Below are 13,096 nucleotides of genomic sequence, written 5' to 3'. Positions count from 1 at the left end.
CGGAGGCCATCCGGCGCATGGCGGAGCGCTGCCGTCTGGCGTTGGCTGGAGGTGTCGAAGGAGGTCGCATTGACGGCGATCCTGGCCCAGCACCTCCCGGCGAAGGGCTCAGGGATGCGCTGTGACTACTACGGTTCCCGGGTGAGCCGGTGGCCGGTGACGATGTGGGGACTGATTCGTACGACGTGTTCCATGGCACCGTCCGTCCATGGGTGCAGCAGCAGTTCGTAGCGGGCCAGTTGGTCCGGGTCGCGTACCAGGGTGGCGGTGCCGGTGACGATCACGCTCCAGCCGGTGTGGTCGGTCTCGTCCAGTTGGTCGGCCTCGTAGGCGACGACCTTGCCGGTTCCGGCTGGGCGCAGGATCGCGGCGCCGGGGTGGGCGCGGATGATGATGTGCCGGTCGTCCAGGATGTGGTTGACCGGGCGGACGGCGGGCAACGCGTGGAGGGAGAAGACCACCCGCCCCCAGGTGACGCCGGCCAGCAGTCGCAGCGCCTCGGTCTTCGACAGGTCGACCATCCGGGCGGCGGTCGGGCGGCCGTGGTGGTCGCCGGTGGTGCCCATGACGTGCCGCCGGACGCTCTCGTCGCTGCTCATGACGCGGTCCTGACCAGGCCGTATCCGCCGTCGCGGGCGGCGCCGGCCGGCCAGACGATCTCCACCGGCACGCCGCGGCTGCGGGCGTAGGCCACCAGGTGGGCGGTGGCGTCACGGCCGGTGGACCACGAGCCGTCCCACACCGCCAGGATCCTGCGGCAGGGCTGGATGAGGCTCTCATCCGCGGTCACGCACGCGTCGCGGTCGCGGGGGTCGAAGTCGACCAGGCGGACGTGCTCGGCCAGCACCAGCATTTCGCCGGCGGCCACCGCGTCGGGCCCGGATAGCCGGATACTTCGCACATGGGCGTAGAGATCGAAGTCCGGCGGCCAAGGAGATCGAATCTCAGCATGCGGACTTCTCGATTCTAGCCAGATCCCGACAATCGGGTCAGCGGATCTTCACTCGCAGGAGTGAAGTGCGAAGGACGGGGCTAGCGGCGCGGGCAGCGAGCCCTGGGCCGGCAGCACCGCCACCAGCGCCAGCCCGGCCTTGCGGACGGCTCGTGCGAAGGCTACTGGCAGCCCGGCGCCGACCCGGGCCAGTGCCGCTGTGCCCGGTGGCACCAGCCCTTCCAGCCGAGCGCGCAACTCGCTCTCGATTCGTTTCAACGTCACCGCGGTGAGGTCCGCGTGCCCCACGATTCCGATCATCAAGCCTGTTCTTCCTACGATGTGGCGCTGTTGTGTGGCGGGGTGGTTCTGGGTGCTCGCGCCCCGGAGCACCCGTTCCGCCCGGCTCAGTTGACATGGCCGCCGCTGACCTGCGGTAGGGGCCGAACGGCCCCTACATGATCCCGTTCGCCCCAGCCTTCCGCCGACTCAGCAGCTGTCGGGCAGCGCGAGCTGGACACGGATCGTCTTGCCCTTCCCCGGCCGTCTCCGGGATCTGGCTCGGCACGCCCGGATGCCGGTCCGCGACATCGATCACGAGCCGGGCGGCGGCGCGGACGGTGAGGGTGATGTCCACCGTCGGTGAACGGTCGGCGGCGTGGCGGACGGCATTATGTGCGGGATTTGTTGGTGTCTACTTGCCTTGTCCTGCCCGAGCGGATGGCCGCTGTCGCTCACCCTGGGAAGAGCGATAGTTGGCCACTGGCATTGGGTGTCGGCGAACGCGTCATCACCCTCGTGGCATGGCCTCTAATGGGTCTCTGACCAGCGGCGAGCGGCACAGCCGCTCGCGCCTCAGGGCGAGAGGGGGCGGCCACTGTGGGTTATCGCTGGCTGGTGGCGATGTAGGTGCCGTGCCAGGTGTGTTCCCACACCGTGCCGGTGGAGGCGTTGACCGACAGCATGCCGCTGATCTTCCCGGACCGCATGGTGTGCAGGGTGTAGTAGCCGGGAAAGGACTCCGGGTCGCCCGCGGTCAGCGTGTTGCCGTGGTCGCGGAGCCACTGCCGGGCGATGCTCTGGGCCTGTGCGGCCGAAACCCGGGCCTGGCCCTGGTTGCCGTAGTTCATGCCGTAGGTGGTGTTCCACATCATCGCGGGCCCGTACTCGATCTGTACGGCGCCGACGGCCGGGTTGATCAGGGCCTCGGTGGCCGGACGGCCACCGGTGGTCTCCAGCTCGGCGTAGAAGTTCCGGGAGAACTGCATCACCTCGCCGACTCGCAGGCCGAGCCGGTCGGCGAACGCCGTCGCCCGCTGACGGGCCTGGTCGATTGTCTGCACCCGGCTGCCGTTGCCCGCCAGCCACCAGTTGCCCATCATGCCGGTGCCCATCATGCCGGGCCCCCACGAGCCCCCATTGCCGCCCATCATGCCGGAGCTCCAGTCGCCGTTCCACATGCCCGGCCCCCACCCGCTGGTCGGGCCTGCCGGAGTGGTGGGAGTGCCGCTGGCCGAGGCGGTGGGCGTACGGCTGGGGAATCCGGTGCTGGAGGCGCTGCCGTTCGCGGCGCATGCACCGGTGGCCAGGGTGCCGGCCAGGGCCAGGGCCGCGAGAGCGGCGACGGGTGTACGCGTAGTGCTCATGATCCTCGCCTCTGTGGTCGGTGCGCCCGCGGCCGCCAGGCCAGGGCTGTCAGCGTGTCTGCTTGCCACCCTCCCGCCGGGCGGGCGGCCCGCCCAAGGGCCGTTCGGCCCGCGCCCGACGACGGTCGGCCCATAAACGCGGGCAGTCGGCCGCTGTGCGAAACCGGACTTTCGTCCGCGTCCCCCTCGCCGATGCCACGGCCACGACCACGAAAGTGGATCCCGCGCTGTACGACGAGTTCGAAGTCTTCTTCGGCTGACCAGCACCGGCCGGGTACTCATGCGGGTCGCTCAGCCGGCGTGCGGCACGATCGCCACCGGGCAACGGGCGTGGTGCAGCACCGCGTGGGCGACCGGCCCGAGGCGTCCCTCGGGCGTCTGTGGGTCGGTGCGTCGCCCGATGACCAGTAGTTCCGCACCCGTGGACGCGGTCAGCAGCGCCATCGCCGGATGGAGCAGCCGGACATCGGGCTGCACGGCGACCTCGGGGTATTTCTCCCGCCAATCCCGCAGGGCGTCGGACAGCAGTAGGACCTCCTGGTCCTCCCAGGTGGCGCGGTCCTTCTCCGTGACGTCCAGCATGAACGGGGAAACGAAGGTGGCGGGAAGGGTCCACGCGTGTGCCACCCGTAGGAGGGCGTCGTGCGCCTTGGCGGCAGCGAAGGCGAAGTCCGCCGCCTCGTCCACCGGTTCGTGCGCGTCAAGACCCGCCACCACGCGCGCCGAGCCACCCGCCGCCGGGGCCTCCGCCTCGTCACCGGCATCGGCCGGCAACTCCGGGACCATCACCACGGGACAGGCGGCGGCCGCCGCGGCACGCAGCGCCACCGAGCCCACCGCAAGGCCGTCGAAGCCACCCGAACCCCGGGCTCCGACGACCAGCAGCCCGGCGTTCTTGCGAGTGGTTCGGCCCCTGCTCACCGGGGAACCGGGCGTCTTCTCGGCAACCGCGCGAACAGCGTCGGTCATCGATCGTCGCCGTGCTCTCGACGTAGCTCGTCCCTCGCGGCAGGGACCCTGGGCCGGGACGAGGGGCCGACCGGCCGATGCTCGGGTGTCGGGCAGGCCTGGCGGGTCGGCGCAGCCGCCAATCCGGCGCGTCTGCGTGGGGGACTGTCCGGCCCTGTTGATGGGGACGTTCGGCCCAGGCCCTTCGGCGGGCCTGGGAGGGACGCTGGGAAGGTACGCCGTTCCCGGCGGGAGGTGGTCGCCGTGACCGTCATCGTCATCTTTCTGGTCCTCATGCTGCTGCTCGGGTGCTCGCGGGGCTTGCTGGCCCGGGCGTGGCGGTCCGGTCGGACTCCGGTTCGCTGGCCGTTGCGGGAGGCACCTGTGGGGCGGATCGCGGGCGCTGAGCGCGGTGACCTTCCTGCGGAGGAAGCCGAGCAGTTGATCGTCGCCGGTCGGCTGGCGGGCGTCCTGGACCGGTGTGAGTACCGAGACATGATCGCTCAGCTGGCTGGCATCGATGAAGCCTGCAGTCCGCTGCGGGTGCCCGAGCTCCGGGACGAGTGATTCACCCGATCGGACTGGCTACCGGCCGCGGGCGCCCGGCGCCCCGGACATGAGGAGGAGCAGACATGGGAACGTCAGTTGAGCGCGGGGCGGTTGTCGTCGGGCTGGATGCCAGGCCCTCCGCCAGGCTCGCCCTGGCATGGGCGGCGGACGAGGCGGCACGCCGGCGTCTGCCGCTGCACCTGGTGATCGCCGTCGATGCGCCCGATCTGGCGGACGGCTCTGCGGAGTTGACCTCGTTGTGGACGTCGTGGGGCCCGGCGATCCGTGCGGCATACGCCCCGGTGCTCGAAGAGGCGCGGGACTTCGCCGTTCAGCGACATCCGGGGCTTACGGTGGTCGCCGAACTCGCCAACGGCTCACCCGCGGACGTTCTGCGGGCGCGGGCACCGGGCAGTTCCATGGTGGTGATCGGGTCACGACACCGGAGCGTCGTACGGGACCTGTTCAGCCGCGAGACGGTGGGCCTGCCGCTGGTCGCGCACGCGCCCTGCCCGGTCGTCGTGGTCCGGGAGCCGGAGCACGTCACGCACGAGCCACCGCACCTCGTGGTGGGCGTCGACGGTTCGGCCGTGTCGACGGAGGCGGTGCGGTTCGCCTTCGAGGAGGCCGCGTTCCGCGATGCCCGCCTGATCGCGGTGTCCGCGTGGCAGCCACCGTTCCCCAGCGGCGTCCCCGCGGACGAGATGGAGAAAGAGGTACGGCGGGCGCTGGCGGAGTCCACGGCGGGATGGCCGGACAAGTATCCGCAGGTGGAACTCCGGCACGAGATCATCCGGGGACATCCCGTGCAGGTCCTCACCGAGGCCGCGGAATACGCGCTGGCCCTGGTGGTGGGCAGCCGCGGCCTGGGAGGGTTCCCCGGTCTGCTACTCGGCTCGGTCAGCCAGGGCGCCCTGCACCACGCCCGATGCCCGCTCATCGTCGTCCCGCACCGCGCCGACTGACCGCCCAGGCATCGCGACACCGCACCGGCGACTCGCCGTCAGGACTGGCTCCACGCGCCGCCTCAACGAGGGTTCGCCGCCCGTGCGCAGGGACGGCGCAGGCGATACCGAGCGGGACGGTCGCGGCGGCGGTGAGGCTATCTCCGCAGCGGTCGGGATGCCCGGCCAGCGATGGGCTGTTGCAGCGCGAACTGCGGTGCCTCCTCCAGTACTTCGACGCAGGCGGCGTCAGGCCGAGCAGGCGTGGCGGCGGGGGGCTGGGTTCCATAGATGGGGCCTCCGGCACGCGCTGGTGCGCGGGCGGTGGGCTCGCCCGCCTGTGCCAGCGCCATTCGGTCAGCCACCAGACGGCGGTCACGGTCAATTGCCGCCGTTCACGGCTCCGTGATGACGTTGTGGCATGAGGGACTTTCGGACCCCCGCCATGGGCCTGTTCGGCCCCTGCCCCCGGACGCGGCGCGCAGTGGACTGGAGGTATCGGAACCTCACTGAGGAATCAAGGAGGTAGCAGTCATGCCCGCACTCGCACACAGGCAGCACCGATTCACGTTCCCGGACCTGCCCGAATGGTTCGAGACCCTCCCGCCGCACTTCGCCTGGCCTCAGCTGGCCGACCTGTACGACATGAAGATCGAGGAGTACACCAAGGGCGACCGGTACGTCATCCGGGCGGAGATCCCTGGCATCGACCCGGACAAGGACCTCGACGTCACGGTCGAGGAGAGCGTCCTCACCATCAAGGCCGAGCGCAGTGAGCGCGACGTGGACAAGCACCGCTGCGAGATCCGGTACGGCTCCATGAGCCGCAGTATCGCCCTGCCCAAGGGCGTAAAGGAAGACGACGTCCGCGCCGAATACACCGCCGGTATGCTCACCGTCAGTGTGGGACTCGGCGAGGAGAAGGCGCCGGCCAAGCACATCGAGGTCACACACACCTGACCGACCGCACGCACCGGGCGAAGGGCAAACCCCGTCCGCCCGGTGCGGCTGCGAGCGGTCGGTGACAGGCCGGCCAGGCCGCGCGGTGCGAAGGCTGCGCCCTTTGCCGATCAGGGCGGACGCGACGTCCTCATGCACCGGCGCCAGCGGCGAGGCACAGAAGGGGGGGTTCAGCTGCTGGGGGCGCCGGCTTGGGGGTATTTGACGAGTATCTCTTGGAGTTTGGCTACGAACCGAAGCGATTCATCATGCTCACGCTGCCATACGTTGCGGCCGAAGATCAGCCCGGTGGCGCCTGCCTCCATCGCCTGGCGGGCCTTTTCCAGCATGGCCTCGTCTCCTGCCTTTTCTCCGCCGGAGACCAGTAGCAGGGTGCGATTGGCGGACCGCACCACCGCGTCGATGGCTTGCGCGGGGGAGAACTCGTGGCTGTAGGACTCCTTGACCCCGGAGACCTTCTCCGGGTGGGGAAAGTTCACCTTGACCATGTCGGCGCCGAGTTCGCTTGCCGTGCGCGCGGCGTAGTCGACGGCGTAGAAGGAATCCTTGCCGCCTTTCGCTTCGACCGCGGCGCCTCGTGGGTAGGCCCACACGATCAGCGGCATGCCGAGCCGCTGCGCGTCTTCCCGGACCTGTCGGTACTGCCGGAAGTCTGTTTCCTGAGCCGGGGTGCCGACATACAGCGTGTAGCCCACCGCGTCGGCGCCGAGGCGGACCGCGTCGGCAACGGATGCGTGCAGCGGGGACAGAGCCTCGGCATCCGAGGGGATGTCGGTCTTCCCGTTCAGCTTCAAGACCAGTGGGACCTCACCGGCGAAGTCCCAGTAGAACTTCTCGGCCAACCCGATCTGGAGGGCGATGCCGTTGAACCCTCCCTCCAGCGCGAGCCGAATGATGTAAGCCGGGTCGCTTACGGCCGGGTTGGCGAAAAAGTCGCGCGGGCCGTGTTCCAGCCCGTGATCGTAAGGCAGGAATATCGCGGTGCCGTTCCGCATGCCGTGCTGGTGGAGGATCCGGTTGAGGCGGGCCTTCTTCCCCGTGCCGAGCCCGGCGCCGTAGATGCCTGATTGTGTCTTCATGCCGCGATGCTCACATGCGGATCCAAGAGCCCGGAAGGGCCGGTTGGTCCCGATTTGCGAGACTGAACGGCTCCGCGCGCGACGCCGTCTGCTCGGCGAAGGCGCCAAGGCGCGAAGGTGGGTCGGACCGGTCGGACCCCGGGCTGCGGCCGCCGACTCGATGGATGCTCCAAATCCGAGTCGGCGGCATCCGTGTCAGGAGGCCGCGCAGACGACCTCGACGAAGTGGCCCACCTGCTCCTCCGGCAGGTGGCGGGCGAGGTCGGCTTCACTGATCATGCCGACCAGCCGGTGTTCGGAGATGACCGGCAGCCGCCGCACCCGGTGCTTCTCCATGAGGTGGAGGAGCTGGTCCGCGTCGGTGTCGGCATCGACGGTGATGGGCTTGCCCTGTTCGAGTTCGCCCGCCGTCATGCGCTTCGGGTCCTTGCCCTTGGCGAGGCACTTGATGACGATGTCGCGGTCGGTGATGATGCCGTGCAGCCGGTCGTCCGGCCCGCAGATCGGCAGGGCGCCGACGTTCAGCTCGCTCATCCGGCGGGCCGCGTCCTCCAGTGTTTCGCTTTCCTGAACGCAGGTGGCGCCGGTGTGCATGATGTCCTGGGCAGTGGTCATGGCCGCCTCCAGGGGTTGGTGCGGGGGCGGGATCCAGGGTGTCGGCCCCGCCCATGCCGGTGGGGCATACGGCCAGCATCCGCTGTTCCGATTCACAATGGAATGGGCCGATTGGCCTGGTCTGCCATTGTGGACGGGCTGGCGGCCGGCAGGGCGTCCGACAGGTCGGGATGCCCGGGCGGCAGCTCCCGGTGGGCCCGCGCACCCGGTAGGCGCACCGCTGCCGTGCGGAAGCCGAGGTTTCTCCTGTCCGGAAGGGCCGCCTGTCTGACCTCGTACGACGACGTCGCGTCAAGGACCACGCTGTCCGAAAGCGCGGCTTCGTCGTCCGTCGGGCCGCGGAACCTGAGGCGTCCGGGGCCTGCGGGGCAGGCTCAGCCCTTCGCCGGGGCCGTGGGGCGCCGCAGGGCCGCCAGCTCGGGCGGATCGCGCAGGACGCTCCAGGCGACGGAACCGAGCAGGTCCGCGAGGCGCTGGAAGACATCCAGGAACAGATCATCGACGGTGAGCACGCCGACGAGCCGGTGTCCGTCCAGGACGGGGCGCCGTCGCACCCCGGCCCTGCGGAAGGTCCGGTAGGCGGCCTCGACGTCATCGGTGGCATCCAGCGTGGCGACGGACGGGGACATCAGGTCGGATACCGCGGTGTCCGGGTCGCCGCCCTGCGCGAGACACCGCACCACCAGATCACGGTCGGTGACGATGCCCTGCAGGCGGTCGCCCGTCGCGACCAGGACGGACCCCACTGCAGCGTCTTCCATGCGGAGAGCCGTCTGCCGGACGGTGGTGTCCGGGGACACCGTGACCGGGGGCGCCATCATGTACTCCGAGACCTTCATGGCCCAGTCCCCTCTCGGACGACGTCGAAAGTGACCTCGGGTGGACGCTCGAGGGTGTTGTGAACGGTGCACCGCTCGACCACGGCGAGCAGTGCGGCGGTGCGCTCGGGCGACAGATCCGGCACGGTAAGGCGGAGTGCGGTGGTGGCGACGCGCGCCGTGCCGTCCGTGGCCATCGTGCAGTTGGCTGCCATGGCCGTCTCCTTCGCGGAGCGGATTACCTGAGTGTCCACGCTACGGCCTGTACGCGGCGCGGGTCGCGTGACCCGGGTACGGGGTCCGAGTGGCCCATGCGCCCCGCCGGGCGGCGGACCAAGCTGGAAGACAGGGGATCCCAAACGGGGGCGTATCGCCGCCCCCGAGCCAGAGGAGGCCGTCATGGCGCGCCCTGTCACGGTGGGGCTGGACGGTTCCCGGGAGAGTCTTGCCGCGGCCGGCTGGGCCGCCCGTGAGGCGCGGTTGCGGGGCGTGCCGCTGAGGCTGGTGAACGCCTGGCCCGCGGAGCCGCAGCCGGAACTGCTGCCGGAGCGGGAGGCGGCCTGGCACCACTGGGCGGAACGGGCCCTGCGGACGGCACGGGCCGAATTGGCCATCGCGTACCCGGACCTGGTCATCGACGCGGAGCAGGTTTCCGGCTTTCCCGCCGGTGTGCTGCTTACGGAGGCGGAGCGCGCGCAGGTGCTCGTGCTCGGCTGCCCCGAGGTCGGGTCCGTCGCCGGTTTCTTCCTCGGATCGACCGGCATGGAGCTCGCGGCCACGGTGATCGCTCCCGTGGTGCTGGTACGGGCCGACAACGGCGATGCCGCTGGGGGCGAGGTGATCGTGGGGCTCACACTGCGGCGACCGTGCGACAGCGTCCTTGAATTCGCTTTCGCCGCCGCCGCCCGTCGCGGCAGCGTCCTGCGTGCTGTCCACGCAGGACGGGTTCCCGGGGTCCTGAGCCACGCTCCATGGCTGGGCGACACCGACCTGCGCGACGCGCGGGAGGGTTCGGGACGCGCGCTCAGCGCGACGCTGGAGCCCTGGCGGGCGAAGTTCCCCGAGGTGCGGGTCTGCGAGGAGGTCGCCTCCGGCAGTCCGGCCCGCAGGCTGGTGAGCGCGGCGTCCGGCGCGGCGCTCCTGATCGTGGGCCGCCCTGCGCACCCGCATGGCATGGGGGCACGCATCGGGCCCGTGCTCCAGGCCGTGGTGCACCACGGCGCCTGCCCGGTCGTAATCGTCCCGCACGAGTGATCGGCCCGCGCGGATGACCACACGAGACAACGCACGAAGGGAACGGTCATGAAGGCATTCGTTTTCCACGGTCCTGGGCAGTCCGCCTGGGAGGACGTCTCCGACCCCGGCATCGAGGACGCCGCGGACGCGATCATCCGCGTCGACGCCGTCACCATCTGCGGCACCGACCTGCACATCCTCAAAGGTGATGTGCCGGACGTCCGGTCCGGCACGATCCTCGGCCACGAGGCCGTCGGCGAGGTCGTCGAGGTAGGCAGCGAAGTCCGCACGGTCCGGCCCGGGGACCGGGTGCTGGTCTCCTGCATCATGGCTTGCGGGCGGTGCCGGTACTGCCGGGAAGGCGCGTATGGGCAGTGCCGTGGCGGCGGGGGCTGGATCCTCGGCCACCTGATCAACGGCACGCAGGCCGAGTACGCACGGGTGCCCTTCGCCGACCTGTCCGTGCACCCGCTGCCCGGCGCGGTGGACAGCCAGGACGCGGTGCTGCTGGCCGATATCTTCCCCACCGCCTACGAGGTGGGTGTCCTGAACGGCGAGGTCCGCCCCGGGGACACGGTCGTCGTGGTCGGGGCCGGGCCCATCGGGCTCGCCGTGATCGCCACGGCACGATTGTTCTCGCCGGGCAGGATCATCGCGGTCGACCTCGCACAGCCCCGCCTGGAGGCGGCCAAGCAGCTCGGCGCGGACGCTGTGGCCAACGTCGCCGAAGGCCCCGAACGGCTGGTCGCGGACCTCACCGAGGGCCTCGGGGCGGACGTGGTCATCGAGGCGGTGGGCGTGCCCGAGAGCTTCGAGATGTGCACGCGCATGGTGCGCCCGGGCGGGCACGTGGCCAACGTCGGCGTGCACGGCAAGCCCGCGACGCTTCACCTGGAGGACCTGTGGCTCAAGAACGTGACGATCCGAACCGGGCTTGTCGACACGTACTCCACCCCCACCCTGCTGCGGATGATGACCGCCGGGCGGCTGCCCGCGTCGTCGCTGGTCACCCACAGCTTCGAACTCGACGCCATGGAGGAGGCGTACGACGTCTTCTCCCGGGCGGCCGACACCGGCGCGCTGAAGGTCGTGCTCGGCGGCAAGCACCACGACGCGGTGGCTCTCACGACCGCGTGAACATGAGAGGACGTGACCGGCCATGACCGAGCAGACGAAGGCCACCGGGGACATCGGCCGCCGGATCGCCCTGCGGCGCGAGCAGCTGGGCCTCACCCGGGAACAGGTGTCCGACCGCGCGGGCACCGCACCCGGGTACCTGCAGTACGTGGAGGAACAGCCCGCCGCAGCGCCGGACCTGGGCTTCATGCTGCGGCTGGCCGAGGCACTGGAGACCTCCCTCAGCCGCCTGCACGGCGGCGACGCCGACCTGCCGCCCGGCACCGGCCGGGCGGCTCGCCATCCCGAACTGGTGGAGCTGGCGCCCGATGAGTGCTGGGCCCACCTGGCCACGCACGGGGTGGGACGCATCGCGGTGTCCACGCCCGACGGCCCCGCCATCGCCCCGGTCAACTACACCGTCGCGGACCGCGCCGTCGCCTTCAGGACGGCGGCCGGCGCCACGCCCGCACTGGCCGCCGGCACCGAGACGGCGTTCGAGGTCGACCACATCGACGAGGCGCTGAGCCAGGGCTGGAGCGTGCTGGTGGTGGGCCACGCCGACCACGTCACTGACCCGGGCGCCGTCCGGCGGCTCGCCGACGCGGCCCGCACCGGGCCGTGGGCGGGCGGCGACCGTGAGCTGTGGGTGCGCATCGAACCGGTGCGCGTCACGGGACGGCGGATCCTGGTGCGCTGACGCCTGCCGTGAGTGTGCCCGAACGGGTAAGCCCAGAAGGACAGTTGGCCCCCGCGCCCCGCTGTCAGCCCGGCGGACAGCGGGGCACAGGGACAGGCGCATACGACACCGAGCCGCTGCCCGGCCACTATCCGGTCTCCATGGGCCTGCCGCTGCTCAAGGAGTCCCGCCTCAACCACCTCGGCAAGCGGGCGTTCCAGTGGCTGTACTGGAACCGCCTGCTGCCCGGCCGTGATCTGCCCGGCATCGGCTCGGCCATGCCCCGGCGCGGCAAGACCCACCAGCACGCCTGACCGCCCCTGCAGGAACGAACGGTGTCCACCATGGCCGATATCACCATGGAGAAGGTGTCGATCATCGTCTCCAAGGTCCTGGAGACATCTACCCGGCCCTGATCATGGCGAACGGAGCCCGCGCCGTAGGGCGGCCCGTACCGAGCGGTGCCGCGGAACTCGGCCACCGCCGTCTCCGGGGAGCAGGCCGGGCCCATCGTGGAATAGTGGAGGCAGAGACGGATCGCCTTCGCCATCAGGCCCGTCGTTTGCCGGAGGGAGGCCCCCGGTGCCGGTCCGAACACTCGACACGAAGACTGTGACCGCCCTCGTCGAGGACGCCACAGCCGCCCCATCCATGCACAACGCGCAGCCGTGGCGGTTCCGCTTCTTCCGCGCCCGCGGCACGTTCCATGTGCGCTCGGACCTCGAACGCACCATGCCGCACTCCGACCCCGACACCCGTGCCCTCCACCTCGGCTGCGGCGCGGCCCTGTTCAACCTGCGTGTCGCCACCGCCCGAGCGGGCTGGGAGCCGGTCACCGAGCTACTGCCAGACCCTGCGGACCCGCAACTGCTGGCCACGGTCCGACTGGCCGACACCGCGCACCCCGACAGCGCCCTCGCCGTTCTGCATCCCGCCATCCGCCGTCGGCACACCAGCCGCCATCCGTTCGAGGAGAAGGACATCCCGAACGCCGTGCAGGCAGCCCTGGCCGAGGCCGCCCGTCTGGAGGGAGCGCAGCTGATCTTCCCCGGTGAGTGGCATGCGCAGGCGTTGCTGGACCTGGTGCACGACGCGGAGGGGCGCGACGCGACGGACCCGGGCCGCTCCGAGGACCTGGCCCGCTGGACCCGTATCGGCGCCGGTGCCGCAGCCACGGCAACCGACGGGATCCCGGAGTCCGCCCTCGGGCCCCGCAAGCGGGGAGGGCGTGCTCCAGTGCGCGACTTCGCAGGCAGGCGCCCGGTGGCCGGCCGCGGCGCGGCCGAGTTCGAGAAATCACCGCATCTGGTGCTGCTGGGCACGGCCGACGACCGGCACAGCGACTGGCTGCGCGCGGGCGAGGCGATGGAGCGCGTCCTGCTCCTGGCCACCGTGAACGGGCTGTCCACCTCGCTCACCTCGCACGCCCTCGAATGGTCCGATCTGCGCTGGATGGTGCGCGACCCGCAGTCAGGGATGGGGTACGTGCAGATGGTGCTGCGCCTCGGCTACGGCCCCCCAGGCCCCATGACAGCGCGCCGCCCCTTGCGAGACGTCTTCGATATCGCCTGAGCC

The 13,096-nt window shown here is 70.8% G+C and carries 16 protein-coding genes and 1 pseudogene; 8 read left to right on the top strand and 9 right to left on the bottom strand.

The features are described from left to right. Nucleotides 1–128: 128 nt before the first annotated feature. From EFK10_RS43345 to EFK10_RS43320, 5 genes and pseudogenes are all read right to left on the bottom strand, one after another. Complete coding sequence (locus EFK10_RS43345) at nt 129–599, bottom strand: pyridoxamine 5'-phosphate oxidase family protein (RefSeq protein WP_240677831.1); 471 nt, start codon at nt 597–599, stop codon at nt 129–131. Then, nucleotides 596–886: pseudogene (locus EFK10_RS43340) on the bottom strand (hypothetical protein); the annotation flags it as partial. The gene EFK10_RS43345 and the pseudogene EFK10_RS43340, both read right to left, overlap by 4 nt. A 114-nt stretch (nt 887–1,000) precedes the next feature. Beyond that, complete coding sequence (locus EFK10_RS43335) at nt 1,001–1,252, bottom strand: hypothetical protein (protein WP_127361129.1); 252 nt, start codon at nt 1,250–1,252, stop codon at nt 1,001–1,003. A gap of 563 nt (nt 1,253–1,815) precedes the next feature. Continuing rightward, a complete protein-coding gene (locus EFK10_RS43330) occupies nt 1,816–2,577 on the bottom strand; it encodes a hypothetical protein (protein ID WP_240677830.1) in 762 nt (253 codons plus the stop codon). Between the two features lie 291 nt (nt 2,578–2,868). Then, nucleotides 2,869–3,546 carry a universal stress protein gene (locus EFK10_RS43320; protein WP_127361128.1) on the bottom strand — a complete coding sequence of 226 codons (678 nt, stop codon included), beginning with the start codon at nt 3,544–3,546 and terminating at the stop codon, nt 2,869–2,871. 243 nt (nt 3,547–3,789) lie between these two features. Between EFK10_RS43320 and EFK10_RS43315 the strand changes: the two genes are divergently transcribed. The 3 genes from EFK10_RS43315 (at nt 3,790) to EFK10_RS43305 (ending at nt 5,978) form a co-directional block, all read left to right on the top strand. Beyond that, complete coding sequence (locus tag EFK10_RS43315; protein WP_127361127.1) at nt 3,790–4,092, top strand: hypothetical protein; 303 nt, start codon at nt 3,790–3,792, stop codon at nt 4,090–4,092. A gap of 65 nt (nt 4,093–4,157) precedes the next feature. After that, complete coding sequence (locus tag EFK10_RS43310) at nt 4,158–5,039, top strand: universal stress protein (protein ID WP_127361126.1); 882 nt, start codon at nt 4,158–4,160, stop codon at nt 5,037–5,039. 513 nt (nt 5,040–5,552) lie between these two features. Next, on the top strand, nt 5,553–5,978 hold the full coding sequence (locus tag EFK10_RS43305) for an Hsp20/alpha crystallin family protein (protein ID WP_127361125.1): 426 nt from the start codon (nt 5,553–5,555) through the stop codon (nt 5,976–5,978). A gap of 170 nt (nt 5,979–6,148) precedes the next feature. Here EFK10_RS43305 and EFK10_RS43300 read toward each other — a convergent pair whose 3' ends face one another. The 4 genes from EFK10_RS43300 to EFK10_RS43285 form a co-directional block, all read right to left on the bottom strand. Continuing rightward, nucleotides 6,149–6,973: a class I fructose-bisphosphate aldolase gene (locus EFK10_RS43300; protein ID WP_206305822.1), complete on the bottom strand. Its 825-nt coding sequence runs from the start codon at nt 6,971–6,973 to the stop codon at nt 6,149–6,151. A 279-nt stretch (nt 6,974–7,252) separates the two neighbouring features. Then, a complete protein-coding gene (locus EFK10_RS43295; protein ID WP_127361123.1) occupies nt 7,253–7,672 on the bottom strand; it encodes a CBS domain-containing protein in 420 nt (139 codons plus the stop codon). 374 nt (nt 7,673–8,046) lie between these two features. Continuing rightward, a complete protein-coding gene (locus EFK10_RS43290) occupies nt 8,047–8,511 on the bottom strand; it encodes a CBS domain-containing protein (protein WP_127361122.1) in 465 nt (154 codons plus the stop codon). Further along, nucleotides 8,508–8,705 carry a hypothetical protein gene (locus tag EFK10_RS43285; RefSeq protein ID WP_127361121.1) on the bottom strand — a complete coding sequence of 66 codons (198 nt, stop codon included), beginning with the start codon at nt 8,703–8,705 and terminating at the stop codon, nt 8,508–8,510. The genes EFK10_RS43290 and EFK10_RS43285 overlap by 4 nt, the downstream gene beginning before the upstream one ends. 184 nt (nt 8,706–8,889) lie before the next feature. Here EFK10_RS43285 and EFK10_RS43280 point away from each other — a divergent pair, with 184 nt between their 5' ends. The 5 genes from EFK10_RS43280 (at nt 8,890) to EFK10_RS43260 (ending at nt 13,093) form a co-directional block, all read left to right on the top strand. Then, nucleotides 8,890–9,744, top strand: a complete 855-nt coding sequence (locus tag EFK10_RS43280) for a universal stress protein (RefSeq protein ID WP_127361120.1) — start codon at nt 8,890–8,892, stop codon at nt 9,742–9,744. Between the two features lie 48 nt (nt 9,745–9,792). Further along, nucleotides 9,793–10,863, top strand: a complete 1,071-nt coding sequence (locus EFK10_RS43275) for a zinc-dependent alcohol dehydrogenase family protein (protein ID WP_127361119.1) — start codon at nt 9,793–9,795, stop codon at nt 10,861–10,863. A 22-nt stretch (nt 10,864–10,885) separates the two neighbouring features. Next, nucleotides 10,886–11,542: a pyridoxamine 5'-phosphate oxidase family protein gene (locus EFK10_RS43270; protein WP_127361118.1), complete on the top strand. Its 657-nt coding sequence runs from the start codon at nt 10,886–10,888 to the stop codon at nt 11,540–11,542. 44 nt (nt 11,543–11,586) lie between these two features. After that, nucleotides 11,587–11,835, top strand: coding sequence for a hypothetical protein (locus EFK10_RS43265; RefSeq protein ID WP_240677829.1), 249 nt, complete (start codon nt 11,587–11,589; stop codon nt 11,833–11,835). Between the two features lie 268 nt (nt 11,836–12,103). Further along, entirely contained in the window at nt 12,104–13,093 is a 990-nt protein-coding gene (locus EFK10_RS43260; protein WP_240677828.1) for an Acg family FMN-binding oxidoreductase, read from the top strand. The last annotated feature ends 3 nt before the right edge of the window (nt 13,094–13,096 follow it).

Source organism: Streptomyces soli (assembly GCF_003999195.1).
Taxonomy (GTDB): Bacteria; Actinomycetota; Actinomycetes; order Streptomycetales; family Streptomycetaceae; genus Actinacidiphila; species Actinacidiphila soli.
Note: the sequence above shows the minus strand (reverse complement) of the source record. Positions and strands in the feature narration are given on the sequence as shown.

What these genes read in the sequence shown, in the direction of transcription:
- EFK10_RS43330 (WP_240677830.1), bottom strand. Translation starts at nt 2,577, where the DNA reads ATGAGCACTACGCGTACACCCGTCGCCGCTCTCGCGGCCCTGGCCCTG.
- EFK10_RS43295 (WP_127361123.1), bottom strand. Translation starts at nt 7,672, where the DNA reads ATGACCACTGCCCAGGACATCATGCACACCGGCGCCACCTGCGTTCAG.
- EFK10_RS43275 (WP_127361119.1), top strand. Translation starts at nt 9,793, where the DNA reads ATGAAGGCATTCGTTTTCCACGGTCCTGGGCAGTCCGCCTGGGAGGAC.
- EFK10_RS43270 (WP_127361118.1), top strand. Translation starts at nt 10,886, where the DNA reads ATGACCGAGCAGACGAAGGCCACCGGGGACATCGGCCGCCGGATCGCC.
- EFK10_RS43335 (WP_127361129.1), bottom strand. Translation starts at nt 1,252, where the DNA reads ATGATCGGAATCGTGGGGCACGCGGACCTCACCGCGGTGACGTTGAAA.
- EFK10_RS43320 (WP_127361128.1), bottom strand. Translation starts at nt 3,546, where the DNA reads ATGACCGACGCTGTTCGCGCGGTTGCCGAGAAGACGCCCGGTTCCCCG.
- EFK10_RS43290 (WP_127361122.1), bottom strand. Translation starts at nt 8,511, where the DNA reads ATGAAGGTCTCGGAGTACATGATGGCGCCCCCGGTCACGGTGTCCCCG.
- EFK10_RS43300 (WP_206305822.1), bottom strand. Translation starts at nt 6,973, where the DNA reads ATGCGGAACGGCACCGCGATATTCCTGCCTTACGATCACGGGCTGGAA.
- EFK10_RS43310 (WP_127361126.1), top strand. Translation starts at nt 4,158, where the DNA reads ATGGGAACGTCAGTTGAGCGCGGGGCGGTTGTCGTCGGGCTGGATGCC.
- EFK10_RS43345 (WP_240677831.1), bottom strand. Translation starts at nt 599, where the DNA reads ATGAGCAGCGACGAGAGCGTCCGGCGGCACGTCATGGGCACCACCGGC.
- EFK10_RS43280 (WP_127361120.1), top strand. Translation starts at nt 8,890, where the DNA reads ATGGCGCGCCCTGTCACGGTGGGGCTGGACGGTTCCCGGGAGAGTCTT.
- EFK10_RS43285 (WP_127361121.1), bottom strand. Translation starts at nt 8,705, where the DNA reads ATGGCAGCCAACTGCACGATGGCCACGGACGGCACGGCGCGCGTCGCC.
- EFK10_RS43305 (WP_127361125.1), top strand. Translation starts at nt 5,553, where the DNA reads ATGCCCGCACTCGCACACAGGCAGCACCGATTCACGTTCCCGGACCTG.